This window comes from Lyngbya sp. CCY1209, from assembly GCF_035615495.1.
GTDB lineage: Bacteria > Cyanobacteriota > Cyanobacteriia > Cyanobacteriales > Microcoleaceae > Limnospira.
Map to the genome: position 1 here is coordinate 1 of NZ_JAJENU010000283.1, position 16,025 is coordinate 16,025.

A 16,025-nucleotide genomic window follows, 5' to 3' on the forward strand; every position below is an offset into this window, starting at 1 on the left:
GTGCCTGCCTATCTCATCTACAAATTAGATGGGATTGAGACTGTGGGGGCAGTGCCTCTGTGCCTGCCCATCTCATCGCCCATCTAATCAAATCCATCAACCAGATGAAATGGGCAACCAGAGACGGTTGCCCCCACAGATTACAGATGACAGATTGGAGTCACAAATTTGATCCAAAAATCGGATAGAATTTAGACACTTGAGAAACTCAAAATAAGATGATGAATACTGACAGTTTGATCGGACAAATTAAGGATGCCGCCAGCCAATTGGGGGTTCGCAAATTCGACGTTTACGGCGCCACGGTTGAATCGAGCCGCGCCGAGGTGAATCAGGGCGTGCCCAAGCAGGTGAGTGCCTCCAACCGATCGAGCGTGATGGTGCGGGTTTGGAATAGTGACGGGACGGTGGGGGTGACATCCACCACGGACACCACGCCGAAGGGGTTGGAGATGGCGTTGCAGACGGCTTATGAGGCGAGTCGGTTCGGGGCGAAAGAACACGTCCCCGATTTCAGCCCCCTGGCGGCTGCTCCCATCGAAGAAATGGGCGATCGCACCGCATCTCAGGCGCCGATGGATCAATTGGTGGATACCCTGCTGGATGCGGAACGGCGGTTGTTGGACGCCCACCCGGCGATCGTCGGGGTTCCTTACAATGGTTTATCCCAGCGGGATTTGGTGCGATTTTACCTCAACAGCGAGGGGGCGGTGCGGCAGGAAAGTCTGTCCTATTCTTCGGTTTATTTTTACAGCAAAACGGAGGAAGAAGGGAAAAAGCCGCGCAGCGGCGGGGCGTACCGTTTGGGGCGCAGTTTGCAACAGTTGGATATCGAGGGCTGTTGGCAGGAGGCGGCGGAGAAAACTATCAGCCATATCGAGTACGAAAAAATTAAGTCCGGGAAATATTTGGTCCTGTTTTCGCCGGAGGCGTTTTTGAGTATTTTGGGGGCATTTTCTAACCTGTTCAATGCCCAGAGCGTTTTGGACAACCAAAGTCTGTCCACCATCGAATCCATCGGGCAGGCGATCGCATCTCCGCTTCTCTCGGTTAACGATAACGAACTGCACCCCAAAAATATCGCCGCGACGACGTTCGACGGGGAGGGAACGCCGACGGGGAAAGTGCCCCTAATTGAAAAGGGCGTGTTGACGAACTTCCTGCACAGTTCCATCACCGCCCGCCGGATGAACGCCCAGCCTACCGGAAACGCCGGCATCGGGGCGAAAGTTTCGGTGAGTCCGAATTTCTTCTGCGTGGCGCCGGGAAGCGGCGAAAATGGCGATTCTTACAATATTAAAACGGCGGATAATGTGATCTGGATCGACGAATTGCAAGCCCTCCATTCCGGGGTTCAGTCTTTGCAGGGGTCGTTTTCTTTGCCCTTCGACGGCTGGATGATTAAAGGGGGCGATCGCGTCAGTATCGAGTCGGCAACCGTCGCCGGAGATATCAGACAATTGCTCAAATCCATCGTCTGCGTGGAACCGGAAGTTAAACTCACCGACGGCGGGGTTTCTCCCCGGGTTTGGGTGGAAGGATTGTCGATCACCGGAGAGGGATGATATTCACCCAATTTACAGGGGAAATCGCGGCTCTATTCGCGGCACTGTTTTGGGCGATCGCGTCGGTGATTTACGCCCGGGTGGGGACGCAAATTTCCCCCCTGGGTTTGAACCTGATCAAAGGGGGAATCGCGATCGCCCTCTTATTACTCACCATCGCCCTGCAATCGGGGGGCGAACTGCCCGAATTTACTCCCTGGGTTTTCGGCTTACTTCCCCTCAGCGGCATCATCGGTATCGGCATCGGAGATACCGCATTTTTTACAACTTTAAATTGTCTCGGTCCCCGGCGGGCGTTGCTGTTGGAAACCCTCGCCCCTCCCCTGACGGCATTGATCGCGTTTATCTTTCTGGGGGAAAGACTCTCTTTAACGGCGTGGGGGGGAATTTTTCTGACGGTGTTGGGCATCGCCTGGGTGATTACGGAACGGGCGGCGGAAATGGTGGGAATGCCGCTACGATTGACGCGGGGTTTGATTTTCGGCAGCATCGCGGCTTTATCCCAGTCCACGGGGGCGATTTTATCCCATCTGGCACTCACCCAAAGCGGCATCAGCCCCCTGTGGAGTACCTTATTAAGAATTGTGGGCGGCGTGGCGGTGTTGGTTTTAGCCCTGCCGACTCAGCGGTTATCCCCCGCCGCGTTACTCAAACCGTTGCAGTCCCGGCGGGTGTTGGGGATTATTATTTTGGCGACATTTTTCGGCACTTATTTGGGGATTTGGTTGCAGCAAACCGCCCTGAAATTTACCGCCGCCGGTATTGCCCAAACTCTCAATTCGACGAGTCCGCTGTTCGTCTTGCCGATCGCGATAGCAATGGGCGATCGCGTCAGTTGGCGGGCGATTTTGGGGGCGTTGGTGGCGATCGTCGGGGTGGCGATGTTATTTTTGGGTTGAGTAATAAATGTTCCGATTTTTAAAAATTAATTATTCGGGGAGCTTAAATTCATGCGAATTCTGAAAATATTGCAATAAAAATACCAAAATATTTTGGCGAAGAGTGAATGATAAAAGGAGGTGCTGGCACGTTTTTATTAGTCGTCAAATTTAAGATTTAATTCGACCCTACCTTTCCTTTTAATTTCTTCCATAATATCGGGTGGAATATTTTTTAGGCGGTCGATTTCAGCTCGGGTAGTATCGACATAATTTTTTGCACCTTTTTGACTATAAATTTTGATCTCGATCAAGTTTTTTTTGTCATCTAAAATTAGACGAGTTCCTAATATAGACGCTCCATCCTTTTTAAGAATTCTGTGTATCTTTTTTAGATCATCTTCCAGCAAATCAAAATTTAAAGTTTTCTTTTCAAGACTTGCCCATGTTTCGATCTTTGGATAGCCTTGAATTGCTTGAGATATTTGCTCGTGGATATTTTTGATATTATTTAAAAATCGCTGAAATTGATATGCGGATGTTTCTTGAGGTTTTGGCATTGATTAATTTACCTATATCGTTGTTGTTGTCGATCCTTAAGCTCAAGCAATCAAAAACATTACCCCATATTTTCGATTTCTTGAACAATATATTTTTGATTTTTTTATTGAGTTTCCATTTGCATAATTTTTAATTTGGCTCTTTCTTCAAGCTGTTGTCGAAATTCTTCGGGAATATCAGACAATTCTATGATTTCCTTTGTCCTTTCAAGTCTCACCTGATGAGTGTTAATATTCATTACATAAACTTCAGCTTGTTTATAATATCTATTTTTTTCCTTTGTAAAAGAAATTACTGCATCTGTAACTACTTCAAGACCTTGGTTTACAGTATCTAGTATTTGAGCCAATACACGGTCAGCCCAAGCTTTAATTTCATCCCAATAAGAACTAAATCCAGCTCCAAGACTGATTGCAGCGGCAGCAACAAAAGTCCAACTAATCGGATCGATAGCCATGAGTTATTCCTCTCTTAAATTTGAAGTCGAGCTTGTTTCTATCCTAGTCGCATTTGCCAAACTGATTTTTTGGTGATGCAGCTTGATAATTTTGTATTTGTTGATTTCCTCAGAGAGGATAGGCTCGTCAATAACCTGAGCTTTACCAACTAACAATTTTAGACCTAGCTTAATGGTTATATTTCTAATATCACCCCCACATAAACCTTCGCTCATTTCGGTAGCTCTCTCATAACTAATGTTTTTGGGAATATTTTTAGATAAATGAAATTGCCATAGTTGAGTCCGCATTTCTCGATCAGGTACAGGAAATTCTACATTAAATATGATTCTCCTTAAAAAAGCATCATCATAATTTTCAAACAGGTTGGTAGCAAAAACAATCACACCATTAAATTTATCCATCAGGGTCAATAATGTGCTTTTGGCTGAATTGACCCCATAATCGGCGGCTTGAGATAAATTTGAAATTCTTTTACTCAAGACAGCATCAGCTTCATCAAAGAATAATAAACTACGGCTTTTTTCCGATTCTTGGAAAACCTTTGATATATTTTTGGATGTTCCTCCTACCAATTCGGATTCTAGCTCGCCATAGTTCACTTTAATAATGCTCATCTCCAATTGATGAGCAATGGCTTCAGCAGTAATGCTTTTACCCGTACCAGAGGGGCCAAAAAAGTTGATACTCAAACCTTTACCAGTTTTGAGAAACCGATTAAACTCCCATTCTACAAATAACTTATCCCGATTATTTACATAAGCAATCATTTCCTCTATTTGCTCGCGGGTACTTTTTGATAACGCAATTTCATCCAATCTCCACTGCGGTGTCTCGCTCAAACTGCTGGTTTGCTCTTTGCTGCTCGGAGCGGTTTTGTCTTTAACTATTTCATATTCCATGCTTTGAGTTTAATATAGCTTGTTGTCCTATACCCATTACAACAGTAGAGTGCAATGAGGATATCGCCAATTTGAGAGATGCTAGAGCTGACCTAAACCAGAAAATTCCCTCCCGATAGATTGTTCCAGATTTGGAACTCTCAAATCTGCGCGATTTCAATCTTGTGTGAACATAATTTTCTCATCCTCCTTTGCAGCGATGATGAGCTTGACATCGTTATAAAATGTTATATGATGTTATGAAAAGTGTTATAAAATGTCATGTAACATTAGCAAAAGTTACTCGGAAAAGCAGCTATGGAGCTTAATAAAATTTTAAGATTTGCCGATGAAAGGGTGTTTTCTAAAACAGGGAAACATCTAGATGACTTGCAGGAGGCGATCCTCAAAGAAGCTCTGCAAGGAAGGAAATATGCTAAAATCGCTCAAGATCGGGATTGCAGCGAAGGTTATGTGAGAGTCGTGGCATCAGAACTATGGAAAATACTTGCAGATGCATTAGGCGAAGAGGTTAGTAAAGCTAATGTCAGGTCGATACTAGAGAGAGCGATAATTGCTAATAACGCTAATATTTCACCAGTGATTGGGAGAGATCATGTCACGGTTAATAACAATGTAAGTTGTTTTCCCGAACACATGCGATCGCCGGTTTCTGATCTGCCAAAACCAAAACCCCAAGATCAACCTTATCTGGACTTAAGTGACGCGCCGGAAGTTTTGAAATGTTATGGACGTGATGAAGAATTATCTATACTTAAAAGATGGGTCGTAAGTGAAGAAAATGATCCGCGCAATAATGGCAATAATAATTGTGCAAAAATAGTTGCAATTTTAGGCGTTAGTGGTATGGGCAAGACCACTCTAGCTATAAGTCTTGCCGAAGAAATAAAAAGCAACTTTAATTTTATCATATACCGCGACTTGAGCTTTTCCCCGACTTTAGAAACGATTTTAAATCAATTATTAAAAATATTTTCACTGTCATCTAAGATGAATGAAAATCTAGACATCGAAACTAAAATAAGCCGAATTTTGAGCTACTTACGCTACTATCGTTGCCTCATTCTCTTAGATAACGTACAGGAAATTTTCAGTCCCGGTAAATTTGCGGGTCAATACCAATCAGTTTGTCAAGATTATCATTTATTTTTGAAAAAAGTTTCCGAAGTTTATCATCAGAGCTGTTTCATCTTAATTAGTTCGGAGAAACCGAGAGAAATTGCAGAACTAGAACAATTAAATTTGCCAATTTTTACTTTGGTGTTAGATGGTTTGGGAATGGCAGCAAAAGATATTTTTATTTCCCATCAGTTATCCGATCAACAAACATGGGAAAGGTTGATCAATATTTATCAAGGCAACCCGCTCTGGTTAAATATAATCGCCACCCTAATTCGAGAATTGTTTGGTGGTAAAGTTGGTAATTTTTTACAATATGAGATGCCGATTTTGGACGAATCATTATGTTGGCACCTAGAACAACAGTTTCAGCGCTTAAGTGCTCGTGAGGTGGTCATTGTTACTCAACTTTCAAAGGAAACAGAGGCGATCCCCTTATCGGACATTTCAAATCGAGTCAAATTACCTCTTTCCGATTTAATTAATGGAATAAAATCTCTAGTGAGGCGATTTATATTGGAAACCAAACAGCAAGGAGACACGACACTTTTTAGTTTAAATTCAGTCATGGCGCAATATGTTAAAACTAGGCAAGATCTATAAATAGATAGCTGTTGAGCCTTTGACGAAGGCGACGTGGATGTTGGTTCGGGAAAACTGACAGTTCATTTTCTTCTGCAAAAATGACTTCAGAAACCGGGTTTCTATGCCCGATCTCGATGGCAAAACAAACATCCTTCTAGAAACCCGGTTTCTTGCCCCTACCGTAACTCTAGAAACCGGGTTTCTATGCCCGATCTCGATGGCAAAACAAACATCCTTCTAGAAACCCGGTTTCTTATGGGATTTCTCATGTAAAATACTGTAAAAGCCCGGATCGGATCTCCGGGCACGACTCAGGCACGGGGGAAAATCAATCGCACAGTTCAAATTGAGCCAGTTCCTTGGGTAAGCCGGAAGAGTTGGGCACATTCACACCCCGGGGGGCGAGAATGCCAATTCCGTAAACGCAACCCTCTTCGGTGCTGCAGTCCGTCATTCTGAGCGTCAATTCGTAATCGTCGGTGAAGGGGGGTTCAAAAGAAATCACCGACAGGACTTCCTCTTCGGAAGCGAGGACTTCTCCGCTCAGGGTTCTCACTTTCAATTCGACATCGCTGCAATTTTCATCGCAGTAGCCGACAAAGACATATTCAATTGAAGGATCGAGTCGGAGGGTTAACGGGGCGTTAACTCTCGCCGGTCCCTTGCGAACGACGGGCCAAAATGCCAGGTCGAAACCGTCTCTTCCCGCCTCCTCAACCACATCGTTAAGTTTGCAGACGACTGTCCTTTCTTGGTCGGTCAGCTCCCGGGCCACGGCTGTCCCCAGGAATGCAGTACCGAGCAAGAAAATGATTCCGGGTAGAATCAGGTGTTTCCGTTTCATTGATATCCTCTGGGAAGGGATGGTTTTTGAAGCCAATTTGAGAAATATATGGAGGATACCACATTTCGGGGCTTCTGCCGAATCGCGATCGCCCCGATGGAAATTTTTACCACTCCAGGCACAGAGGAACACAGAGAAAGGATGTGTCCTAACCTACTTGCGTACTGCTATAATTGTAGCGCTGTGCTTTTAAAGTTGGGAATTGCTGATGTAGGTTGTCGGATTTCGTTTCCAAACTAGCCGAAAATTAAAAAGAAGAGGAGAGACAAAATCTCTCCTCATTTTTGCGGTTTTAGGCGACTTTTTTGAGGGGTGCGGATTTCCTTTTCTTCATGAATTCGGCGAGTTGGAATTCGATTTGCTGGCGCACCACTTTTCGATAGTCGTAGAAGTGTTCAAAGTGGGCGCACATGATCAGATACAGTTCCACCACGCCGGGGTTTTTACGCATGATATCGAACAGATAAATCCAGAACGTCCAGCGGGTTTTGCGGACGACGCCCTGCCGCCACAGCAGGATCGACAGCGCCCGAATCGTCTTCCATTCCAGGCGTTTGCGGGTGGATTTCGAGTTGCGGGGGGCGCCGATTTTGAGGTAGTAGCGGTGGGTGCGATCGAGGAACGCCTGGGGGTCGTAAAGTTTCCAGAATCCGTCCACATATTCCCGCGCAATCTCTTCAATGGGGCGGGTGGGGACGAAGTTCATCAGAGTCGTTTGGTTGATGTTGGCGCTTTCGTGGGGGTCGATGAGTCGCCCTTCCTTATTGAGGCGGTGCCACAGGGCCGTATTGGGGAGGGCTTGCAACATACTGAACATCGCCACGGGGATGGATGTTGTCTCCACGAAACGGATGATGCGATCGCCCGCCCCCGTTTTTTCCCCGTCGAAACCGATGATAAATCCGGCCATCACCCGCAGTCCGGCGCGGGTAATTTTGTCCACCGAATCGACGAGGGAATCCCGGGTATTCTGATATTTTTTCGTGAGTTCCAAACTGGCTTCGTCCGGGGTTTCAATACCCAGGAACACCGAATAGAAATTCGCCTCCACCATCAGATCCATCAACTCCTGATCTTGGGCGAGATCCACCGATGCTTCCGTCAACATCCGGAACGGATAGTCATTTTTTGCCATCCATTCCTTCATCTCCCGCAACAACAATTTCACGTTGCGTTTGTTGCCGATAAAATTGTCGTCCACCAAAAAGATGCCCTGGGTGAAGCCGAGTTCCACCAGGCGGTCCAGTTCGGCGAGGAATTGGGCGGGGGTTTTGGTGCGAGATTTGCGGCCGTAGAGGACGATGATATCGCAGAATTCGCACTGGAACGGACAGCCCCGGGAAAACTGCAACGCCATCATGTCGTAGGCTTCTTTTTCCAACAACTCGAAGCGGGGGATGGGGGTTGTCGTGACATCCGGTTTTTCGCCATTTTCGGCCCGGAAAATGCCGTGAGTTTCGCCTCGTTCCAGGGCTTCGACGAGCATGGGGAGGGTGATTTCCCCTTCGTCCAACACCAGATAATCGGCGCCCGACGTCCGGGCTTCGTGGGGCAGGGCGGTGGGGTAGGGGCCACCGACGGCGACGGGTTTGCCGCGTTTTTTTGCCTCTTGAATTTGGTCGAGGAAATCTTTTTTCTGCACGATCATGGCAGATAAAATCACCAGATCGGCCCAGTCCCACTCGGCTTCGGTGACGGCCCGGACGTTGCGATCGACGAGTTTAAATTCCCACTCTTGGGGAAGGATGGCGGCGACCGTGATCAAACCCAGGGGGGGCAATAGAGCCTTGCGGTTGACCAAATCCAGGGTTTTTTCAAAAGACCAAAAACTTTGGGGAAAAATGGGGTAAACCAGTAAGACTCTCATGGATTGCACCAAGTAAAGGTCAACGGATTAGATAATCAATTGTAAGCTGTGGTTATGATATAGCGTTTCTCAGGGGAGTGAGGTACGATCCGGGAGTAAAAGTCCCCCTTTTTAAGAGGGATTTAGGGGGATTTTTCAGATCTCATCGGATCGAAAACCGCTATACCAGCCTGCTAAAAATCGGAGAGTTGGGCGATCTCTTCCGCGAGGATATCCACCGTCTGGCGAATTTGCGCTTCGGTGTGGTTGCAGGTGATAAAAAAGCGCAGGCGAGCCGCGTTTTGGGGGACGGAGGGGTAGAACATGAAAGGGACGTTGATGCCCCGGCGGAAGAGATTTTGGGAGAGTTGGACGGAGGCAAGGGAGTCCCCGACGATAATGGGAACGATCGGGGAATCTTTGCTCGTCCCGGTGTTGAAATGGCGTTCTTTGGCCAGGTCGAGAAACAGTCGGGCGCGATCGCGGAGTCGGGCCACCCGCTCGGGTTCGGCTTTCAAAACGCGGATGGACGCCAAAACCGAAGCCGCGTTGGGGGGGGAAATGCCCACGCTGTAGACGAAGCCGGGGGCGGTATATTTCAGGTATTCCACCAAAGCCGCCGAGCCGGCGATGTAGCCGCCGCAACTGGCGAAGGACTTGCTCAGGGTTCCCATCCACAGGTCTACGTCCGCCGGATCGCAGCCGAAATGTTCGCCGATCCCCCGTCCCTGCTTTCCTAACACGCCGATGGAGTGGGCTTCATCTACCATCAGGAAGGTTTTGTACCGCCGCTTCAATTCCACGAACCGGGGCAAGTCGGGGATGTCGCCGTCGGTGCTGTAGATGCCCTCGATCAGGATCAGCACCCGCCGGTAACGGTGGCGACGATCTTTGAGGAGTTGGTGCAGGGTTTGCCAGTCGTTGTGGGGGAAGGCGACGGTGGTGGCGCCCGAGAGCAAACAGCCCTGCAGGAGGCTGTTGTGGCTGAGGGCATCGTGGAGGATCAGGTCATTTTGTCCGAACAGGTGGCCGACGGTGGTGACGTTGGTGGCGTGGCCGCCGACGAAGACGATGCTATCTTCCGCGCCGATAAAATCGGCGATTTCCCGCTCCAATTCCCGGTGGATGGGTTTTTCCCCGGACAGGAGGCGGCTGGCGGAGGCGGAGGTGCCGTAGCGGTCGATCGCCGCCTTGGTGGCTTTAGAGACAGCCGGATCGCCAGACATCCCCAGATAGTTGTAGGTGGCGTAATTGATCAACTCCCGGCCGTTGACGAGGGTGGTACTGCCCGTGATACCGTCCTGGGGGGTAAAGAAAGGAGTTTCGATGCCGAGGGCCGCAATTTCCTGCTGCTGTCGTTTGAGTTTGCGGTACTCCGGATAGAGGTCGAAGCGGTAGTATTCCGGGGGAATGTCCGGCACCGCTTCCCGATCCGCTTTTTGGCGCAGCAGTTCGGCCAGAAGATCCCGTTTTTGTCGGGGTGAAAGGTGGGCGGTGCGATCGGATAAGTTGGCCATTAATGACGTTCCTCTTCAGACAACATGGAATTGAGCAAAGCGTCCACTTCGACATCGGACATCTGGTCGAGTTCTCCGAGTAGCCGTGCGGCTTCTTCCGGACTCAGGGACGGGCCGTCGCCGGCCGCCGCCGCGTCAGGGGAGGTGTCCTCGGCGAGATAATCCGCGATCGCCCCGATCGTCGGGTAGTCCCATAGCAGGGTGGGGGGGAGCCGGCGGCCGAGCATATTTTCCAGATCGCCGGACAAATTCACCGCCTCGATGGAATTGAGGCCGTAATTGGCAAAATCCTCGTCGATGTCGATGTCGTCCGGAAACAATCCCAGGCGATCGGCCAGTTGGGCCCTCAGCCAAGTCTCGATCGCCTCGGCATCGGGCGATCTCCCCGGGGAAATCCCGGACGCTTCGGCCGGATCGCCCATTCGGGAGGGGGGTTCGACATCTTTTCCGTTCCAAGAGTGGTTCAACACTTGCACCATTCACTCCTCCATCACAATTTAGTGCGTCTGACTCGGCAAGATTTCCGGGCTGACTTGACAATCGGCCAGGTCTGGGGGCCTTCAAACCAAATTATGATGGTTATTTTGCCACGAACCCCCCAAAGTAGGAAGGGCGACCGACACCGGATCGGGCGACGGCAACTTCCCCGTCGGAAGTCCGGATTCAGTCTTCCACAACTTCCAGAGTCCCCGCCAGAAAACCGGCCCGACAGGCATGACGTTGGATTTTACCACTCGACGTTTTGGGAATCGTCCCGGGTTTGAGCAGCAGGGTGCTGTACACTTGCAAGTCATGGTTTTGGGAGACGGCGCGGCGGATGGATTGGATCAGATCCTTGGTACTCAGGGAATCTTCGGTGGCCGCGGCCCGCGATCGCTTGAAGGGGGCCGACTCCGCCACCGCCGCCCGCGATCGCCGCTTCCAGTAGTAGCGCTCCACTTCCGCGATCACCACCAGCCGCTCTTCCCCCCCCACGTCCACGGAAAATCCCGCCGCACAACTGGGACGGATCAGGGGGTGACTTTGTTCGACGGTCCACTCGATATCCTGGGGATAATGGTTGCGGCCGTTGATGATGATCACATCCTTCAAACGGCCGGTAATGAACAATTCTCCATTTTCCAAAAAGCCCAGGTCGCCGGTCCGCAAAAACGGCCCTTCCCCCGTCTCCGGCAGGTATTGGCCGAAGGTGGACTCGGTTTCCCCGGGCCGGTTCCAGTAGCCCCGGGCGACGCCGGGTCCGGACACCCAAATTTCCCCCACCCGTCCGGGTTCGCATCTTTCGAGGCTGTGGGGATCGACGATCGCGATGGTTTGGTCCTCTAGGCCCGCGCCGCAACCCACGACGGTGCGGGTGTCGTCCGGATCTCCATTGGCCGCGATCGCCCGGTGCCGTTCCAACTCGGAGGCCCGCAGCGTCTTCAACACGGGGGCGTCAGTTTTCCGCCCCCCCGTCACCAGCAGCGTCGCCTCAGCCATGCCGTAGCAGGGGTAGAAGGCCTCCCGCCGGAAGCCGCAGGGTTCAAAAGTGCGGGCGAACCGCTCTATCACGTCGGCCGAAATGGGTTCGGCGCCGTTGAAGGCCACCTCCCAACTGCTCAGATCCAGGGTGTCCAACTGCTCGGGGGTGACGCGCCGCACGCACAGGTCATAGGCGAAATTGGACCCGCCACTGGTGGTGGCGCGATCGCGGGAGATCGCCTGCAGCCACCGCAGGGGGCGCTGCAGGAACATCAGGGGCGACATCAGGCTGACGGGGAACCCGCCGTACAGGGGTTGGATGATGCCCCCAATTAACCCCATGTCGTGGTAGGGCGGCAGCCAGATCAGGCCCCGGCTTTCGGGGGAGTGGCCGAAGCGGCGGTAAATCCAGGCGGAGTTGTGCAGTAGGTTTTGGTGGGAAATCATCACCCCTTTGGGGACCGATGTGGACCCGGAGGTGTACTGGAGGAAGGCGAGGGCATCGGGTTGCCCGTCCAGAGCTTGATAGCGATCGCCCCAATCCTCGGCTACGGTGTCGGTGGCGACCCACCGCAGGCTTTGCAGCTCGGGAACCCGGGTGAATTGCCGTTGCAGGGCCGGCAGGACGGCGGAGGCGGTGAGGGCGAGGTGGGCGTCCGCGTTCTCCAGGATGGCGAGGATGCGGGATAGGGAGCGGTTCGGCCGGGGCGGGTAGGCCGGGATCGGCACGACACCCCCGTACAGACAGCCGAAAAATGCGGTAATATAATCCGGGCCGGGTTGGTACAGCAGCAGGGCCCGATCGCCCGGTTGGCAGGTGGATTGGAGGTGGGCCGCGATCGCCCGCGCCCGACGCTCCAACTCCCCGTAGGTGAAACTCACGGTTTCGGTTTCTCCATCCACTAAAAAGGTGTAGGCAACTCGGTGGGGTTCATGGATGGCCCGACCCTTTAAAATTTCGATTAACGTTGCTGCATCAAACGGATGTTGGAAAGCAGTCATTCAGTCTTAATGATTGAGTTAGTTAATGTGGAAAAAAATTTTACTGTTCCAGGATAATATAACCTATTTCAATCATTTTGCAACACTTTTATTCGCGTGGGCGACGGGGCGACGATGAACCCGGGGACGGGCGATCGCGGACGTTCCGACCTGGGGAGGTTGACAAAGGTGGGATCGAAGTCGTAAGTTTTCGACCCCATTCTCCGCTTTATTGATGGGCCGTTTCCGGCCGGCGATTGCGGTTGAAAATCTCGTCCAAACGCCGGTTCCATTTCTTCTGGTTGGCGGTTCCGTCCCGGACGTAGGGGGAAATGGAAATCAGCCAGATCAACAGGGAATTGATCCACGACAATGGCAACCCCAGGGGGCGGACGATATCGAGGAACAAAACCACCCGAATGCCGTCGGTTTCGTTCCAGGCTTCGTGGGGAAATGAATCGTCAAAGAGCAGACATTTTCCCTCCTCCCAATGTCGCACTTCATCTTTGACGCGGATGCGACACTTTTCCCGGGGTTCGGGAATTTTCAATCCCAGCAGGCAGCGGATCACACCCTTGAAGGGGCCGCGATGTTCGGGGATGTGCTTTCCGGGCAGTAAAATCGAAAAAAAGGCAGTTTTCAACCCCGGAATACTTTCGATTATACGGGTGGTTTCCGGGCAGCGATCGCAACTTTCCGGGGATTTGACACCGTACCCGTACAGAAAATAAGTTTTCCACAAATTGTCCGTGCTGGTGCTGTAGCCTTGATCCGGCGAAATATCCTGAAAATTGGGCAAATTCTCCTGGTAGGGCAGCAGCCGATCCAATTCTTCCCGAATCAAATGCCAATTCTCCTCCAGCATCGGAACCCACTCAAAATATTCGGGATATTTTTGGGCATCAAAAAAGGGCGTGTTGCCAATTTTAGAAGACTTGGAAATCGCCTTTTCAAAATTCCTTAATATCGGCTCGCCGACTCGATAAATCAAGAAATACCGAAGTCCTTCCCGAATCTTTTTGAACGATAAATCGCGCATCAATTTGACATCTCCTCACTCCGAAATGATTGGGGCTGGCGACCCAAAATCGAACTCCATTTTATCATATTACCCGACAATTATATCGCATCTGCCCGAAGATTGATTTCGAGAAAAGGGGGGCGATCGCATCTCCCCAATTCCGGCGACTCTAAACCTGAGAAGACGCCATATCCTCCCGGCGCACCAGATCCGAAATATTGCTCTCCTCGGACGCATCATATTGCCACCGCCCCACGACATCCAAAGTCCCCTCCAAAAACCGACGCCGGCACATCTGGCGCTGCACCTTGCCGCTGGTGGTTTTGGGCAAACTCCCCGTCTTCAACAACACCACCGCGTAGACATCCGCCAGGTGACGATCCGCGATCGCCTTGCGGATGGCCGCGATCGCCCCTTCCACGTCCGGCTTCCGCAGAAACCGCCGTTCCACCTCCTGGGCAATCACCAACCGTTCCTCCCCCTCCACCTCGATCGCGAAGGCCGCCCCGCAACCCGGGCGCAGGGCCGGATGGCAGGCCTCCACCGTCTGCTCGATGTGCTGGGGATAGTGGTTGCGGCCCCAGAGGATCATCATTTCCTTGATCCGGCCCGTGATGAACAACTCGCCATTTCGGATAAATCCCAGATCCCCCGTCCGCAGAAACGGCCCGCGATCGCCCAATTTCCCCCCGAACGTCCGCTCCGTATCCTCCGGCCGATTCCAGTAGCCCAAACCCACCCCGGCGCCGCGCACCCAAATTTCCCCCACTTCCCCCTCGCCGAGGGGTTGCAGGGTGTCCGGGTCGGCGATCGCGATCTCGTCCCCCAACCAACCCCGGCCGCACCCCACCACCGCCTTAGCCTTGGGGTGATCAGAAGCCACCGGCAGGGCGCGATTTTCCTCCAACGCCGCGCCGTCGAACGTTTCCACAATCGGGGCGTCCGCCTTCGAGCCCCCGGAAATAAATAACGTCGTCTCCGCCATACCGTAACAGGGATAAAACGCCTCCCGACGGAAACCGCAGGGGGCGAAGGTTTGTGCAAATCGATCTAGGGTTTCGGCGCGGATGGGTTCCGCTCCGGAAAACGCCACCTCCCAACTGCTCAAATCCAGGCGATCGCGATCGGAAGCTTTCGCCTGCCGCCACAGCAAGTCATAGGCGAAATTCGGCCCGCCGCTGGTGGTGGCCTTGTAGCGGGAAACCGCCTCCAGCCAGCGCATCGGTTTCTGAATCAGGGCCACCGGCGACATCAGCGTAACCGGAAACGCGCCGTAGAGGGGTTGGACGACTCCGCCGATGAGTCCCATATCGTGGAACAGCGGCAGCCAGATCAGGCCCCGGCTGTTTTCGGTATGTTCAAAACAGTTGTAGATAATGGCGGAATTGTGGAGGACGTTGCCGTGCGTCACCATCACCCCCTTGGGGGTTCCCGTCGAGCCGGAGGTGTACTGGAGGAAGGCGAGGGTATCAGTTTGGATGTCGGGGGGCGTCCAGTCGGCGGCAGAATTGGGGGAGAGGGCGTCCGTGGCGATCCAGGGGATGTTTTCGAGGGAACCCGTCAATTGCGGCTGTTTTTGCAACAATCCCCGCAGGTGGGAGAGCAGGCCCCGGGTGGTGAGGGCGATTTCGGCTTCCGAAGATTGCAGGCGGGCGACGGTTTTTTCCAGTCCTGCAGCCGATCGCGGCGGGTTATCGGTGACGGCGACGACGCCGGCGTAGAGACAGCCGAAAAAGGCGGCGATGAATTCCAACCCGGCCGTGTAGGGGTAGACGACGAGGACGCGGGAACCGGGGGAGACGCGGGCTCTCAGGTGGGCGGCGATCGCCCTGGCCTGCCGGTCTAGTTCCCCGTAAGTCAACCGCCCCGACTCAGTTTCCCCGTCGGCCAAAAACGTATAGGCCAAGCGATCGCCTATTGTTTCGGCGCGATCGCGCAACAGGTCCACGAGTGTCGCATACTGAGTCATCTGGGTCGGCATCTGGCAATCCCTCAACAAAAAATCACACCTGAACCTTGTCCGGGCCGGTTCGTAAAGATTCCCGACCGGCAGGTATTTGTTCCCAACGAGCGCCGGGTACGACTGTACTTATACACCATTTGCCAGCCAAACCGGGAAGAATGAGGCGATCGGCTGTGGGGGCCACCGTCCCCGGTTCCCAGATCCGATTGCCGATCCCCGGTTGCCAGTCCAATAGTCCGGTAGTCCGGTAGGGTGGGTTAGGCGGCTGAAACCCAGGCTGTGATGGCAATCTAGCAATCCGCCGTAACCCACCGTTTAAGGTGT

General features: G+C 52.1%; 14 protein-coding genes. 3 read left to right on the top strand and 11 right to left on the bottom strand.

What is annotated here, in order from left to right:
- The first annotated feature begins 218 nt into the window (after nucleotides 1–218).
- Entirely contained in the window at nucleotides 219–1,565 is a 1,347-nt protein-coding gene (locus tag LKE08_RS08340) for a TldD/PmbA family protein (RefSeq protein ID WP_324703755.1), read from the top strand.
- Nucleotides 1,562–2,464: a DMT family transporter gene (locus LKE08_RS08345; RefSeq protein WP_324703756.1), complete on the top strand. Its 903-nt coding sequence runs from the start codon at nucleotides 1,562–1,564 to the stop codon at nucleotides 2,462–2,464. Before LKE08_RS08340 ends, LKE08_RS08345 begins: the two co-directional genes overlap by 4 nt.
- A gap of 137 nt (nucleotides 2,465–2,601) precedes the next feature.
- On the opposite strand, the gene LKE08_RS08350 is transcribed toward LKE08_RS08345, so the two are convergent.
- The 3 genes from LKE08_RS08350 to LKE08_RS08360 all read right to left on the bottom strand — a co-directional run bounded on the left by LKE08_RS08350 (nucleotide 2,602) and on the right by LKE08_RS08360 (nucleotide 4,364).
- Nucleotides 2,602–3,003 (bottom strand): hypothetical protein, encoded by a 402-nt coding sequence (locus tag LKE08_RS08350; RefSeq protein WP_324703757.1) that lies wholly within the window; start codon nucleotides 3,001–3,003, stop codon nucleotides 2,602–2,604.
- Nucleotides 3,004–3,107: 104 nt separating this feature from the next.
- Nucleotides 3,108–3,461, bottom strand: a complete 354-nt coding sequence (locus tag LKE08_RS08355) for a hypothetical protein (RefSeq protein WP_324703758.1) — start codon at nucleotides 3,459–3,461, stop codon at nucleotides 3,108–3,110.
- A gap of 3 nt (nucleotides 3,462–3,464) precedes the next feature.
- Complete coding sequence (locus LKE08_RS08360; RefSeq protein ID WP_324703759.1) at nucleotides 3,465–4,364, bottom strand: AAA family ATPase; 900 nt, start codon at nucleotides 4,362–4,364, stop codon at nucleotides 3,465–3,467.
- 297 nt (nucleotides 4,365–4,661) lie between these two features.
- On the opposite strand from LKE08_RS08360, the gene LKE08_RS08365 reads away from it, so the two are divergent.
- Nucleotides 4,662–6,086 (top strand): ATP-binding protein, encoded by a 1,425-nt coding sequence (locus LKE08_RS08365; RefSeq protein WP_324703760.1) that lies wholly within the window; start codon nucleotides 4,662–4,664, stop codon nucleotides 6,084–6,086.
- Between the two features lie 310 nt (nucleotides 6,087–6,396).
- Here the strand turns inward: LKE08_RS08365 and LKE08_RS08370 are convergent, their stop codons facing one another.
- From LKE08_RS08370 to LKE08_RS08405, 8 genes are all read right to left on the bottom strand, one after another.
- On the bottom strand, nucleotides 6,397–6,912 hold the full coding sequence (locus tag LKE08_RS08370; protein ID WP_324703761.1) for a hypothetical protein: 516 nt from the start codon (nucleotides 6,910–6,912) through the stop codon (nucleotides 6,397–6,399).
- Nucleotides 6,913–7,204: 292 nt separating this feature from the next.
- Nucleotides 7,205–8,779, bottom strand: a complete 1,575-nt coding sequence (locus tag LKE08_RS08375; RefSeq protein WP_324703762.1) for a B12-binding domain-containing radical SAM protein — start codon at nucleotides 8,777–8,779, stop codon at nucleotides 7,205–7,207.
- Nucleotides 8,780–8,952: 173 nt separating this feature from the next.
- Nucleotides 8,953–10,275, bottom strand: coding sequence for an aminotransferase class I/II-fold pyridoxal phosphate-dependent enzyme (locus LKE08_RS08380; RefSeq protein WP_324703763.1), 1,323 nt, complete (start codon nucleotides 10,273–10,275; stop codon nucleotides 8,953–8,955).
- A complete protein-coding gene (locus tag LKE08_RS08385) occupies nucleotides 10,275–10,754 on the bottom strand; it encodes an acyl carrier protein (protein ID WP_324703764.1) in 480 nt (159 codons plus the stop codon). The genes LKE08_RS08380 and LKE08_RS08385 overlap by 1 nt, the downstream gene beginning before the upstream one ends.
- A gap of 184 nt (nucleotides 10,755–10,938) precedes the next feature.
- Nucleotides 10,939–12,738, bottom strand: a complete 1,800-nt coding sequence (locus LKE08_RS08390) for a fatty acyl-AMP ligase (RefSeq protein ID WP_324703765.1) — start codon at nucleotides 12,736–12,738, stop codon at nucleotides 10,939–10,941.
- A 68-nt stretch (nucleotides 12,739–12,806) separates the two neighbouring features.
- Nucleotides 12,807–12,938 carry a hypothetical protein gene (locus tag LKE08_RS08395; protein WP_324703766.1) on the bottom strand — a complete coding sequence of 44 codons (132 nt, stop codon included), beginning with the start codon at nucleotides 12,936–12,938 and terminating at the stop codon, nucleotides 12,807–12,809.
- A gap of 8 nt (nucleotides 12,939–12,946) precedes the next feature.
- Complete coding sequence (locus tag LKE08_RS08400; protein ID WP_324703767.1) at nucleotides 12,947–13,756, bottom strand: aspartyl/asparaginyl beta-hydroxylase domain-containing protein; 810 nt, start codon at nucleotides 13,754–13,756, stop codon at nucleotides 12,947–12,949.
- 151 nt (nucleotides 13,757–13,907) lie between these two features.
- On the bottom strand, nucleotides 13,908–15,719 hold the full coding sequence (locus LKE08_RS08405; protein ID WP_324703768.1) for a fatty acyl-AMP ligase: 1,812 nt from the start codon (nucleotides 15,717–15,719) through the stop codon (nucleotides 13,908–13,910).
- Nucleotides 15,720–16,025: the final 306 nt, after the last annotated feature.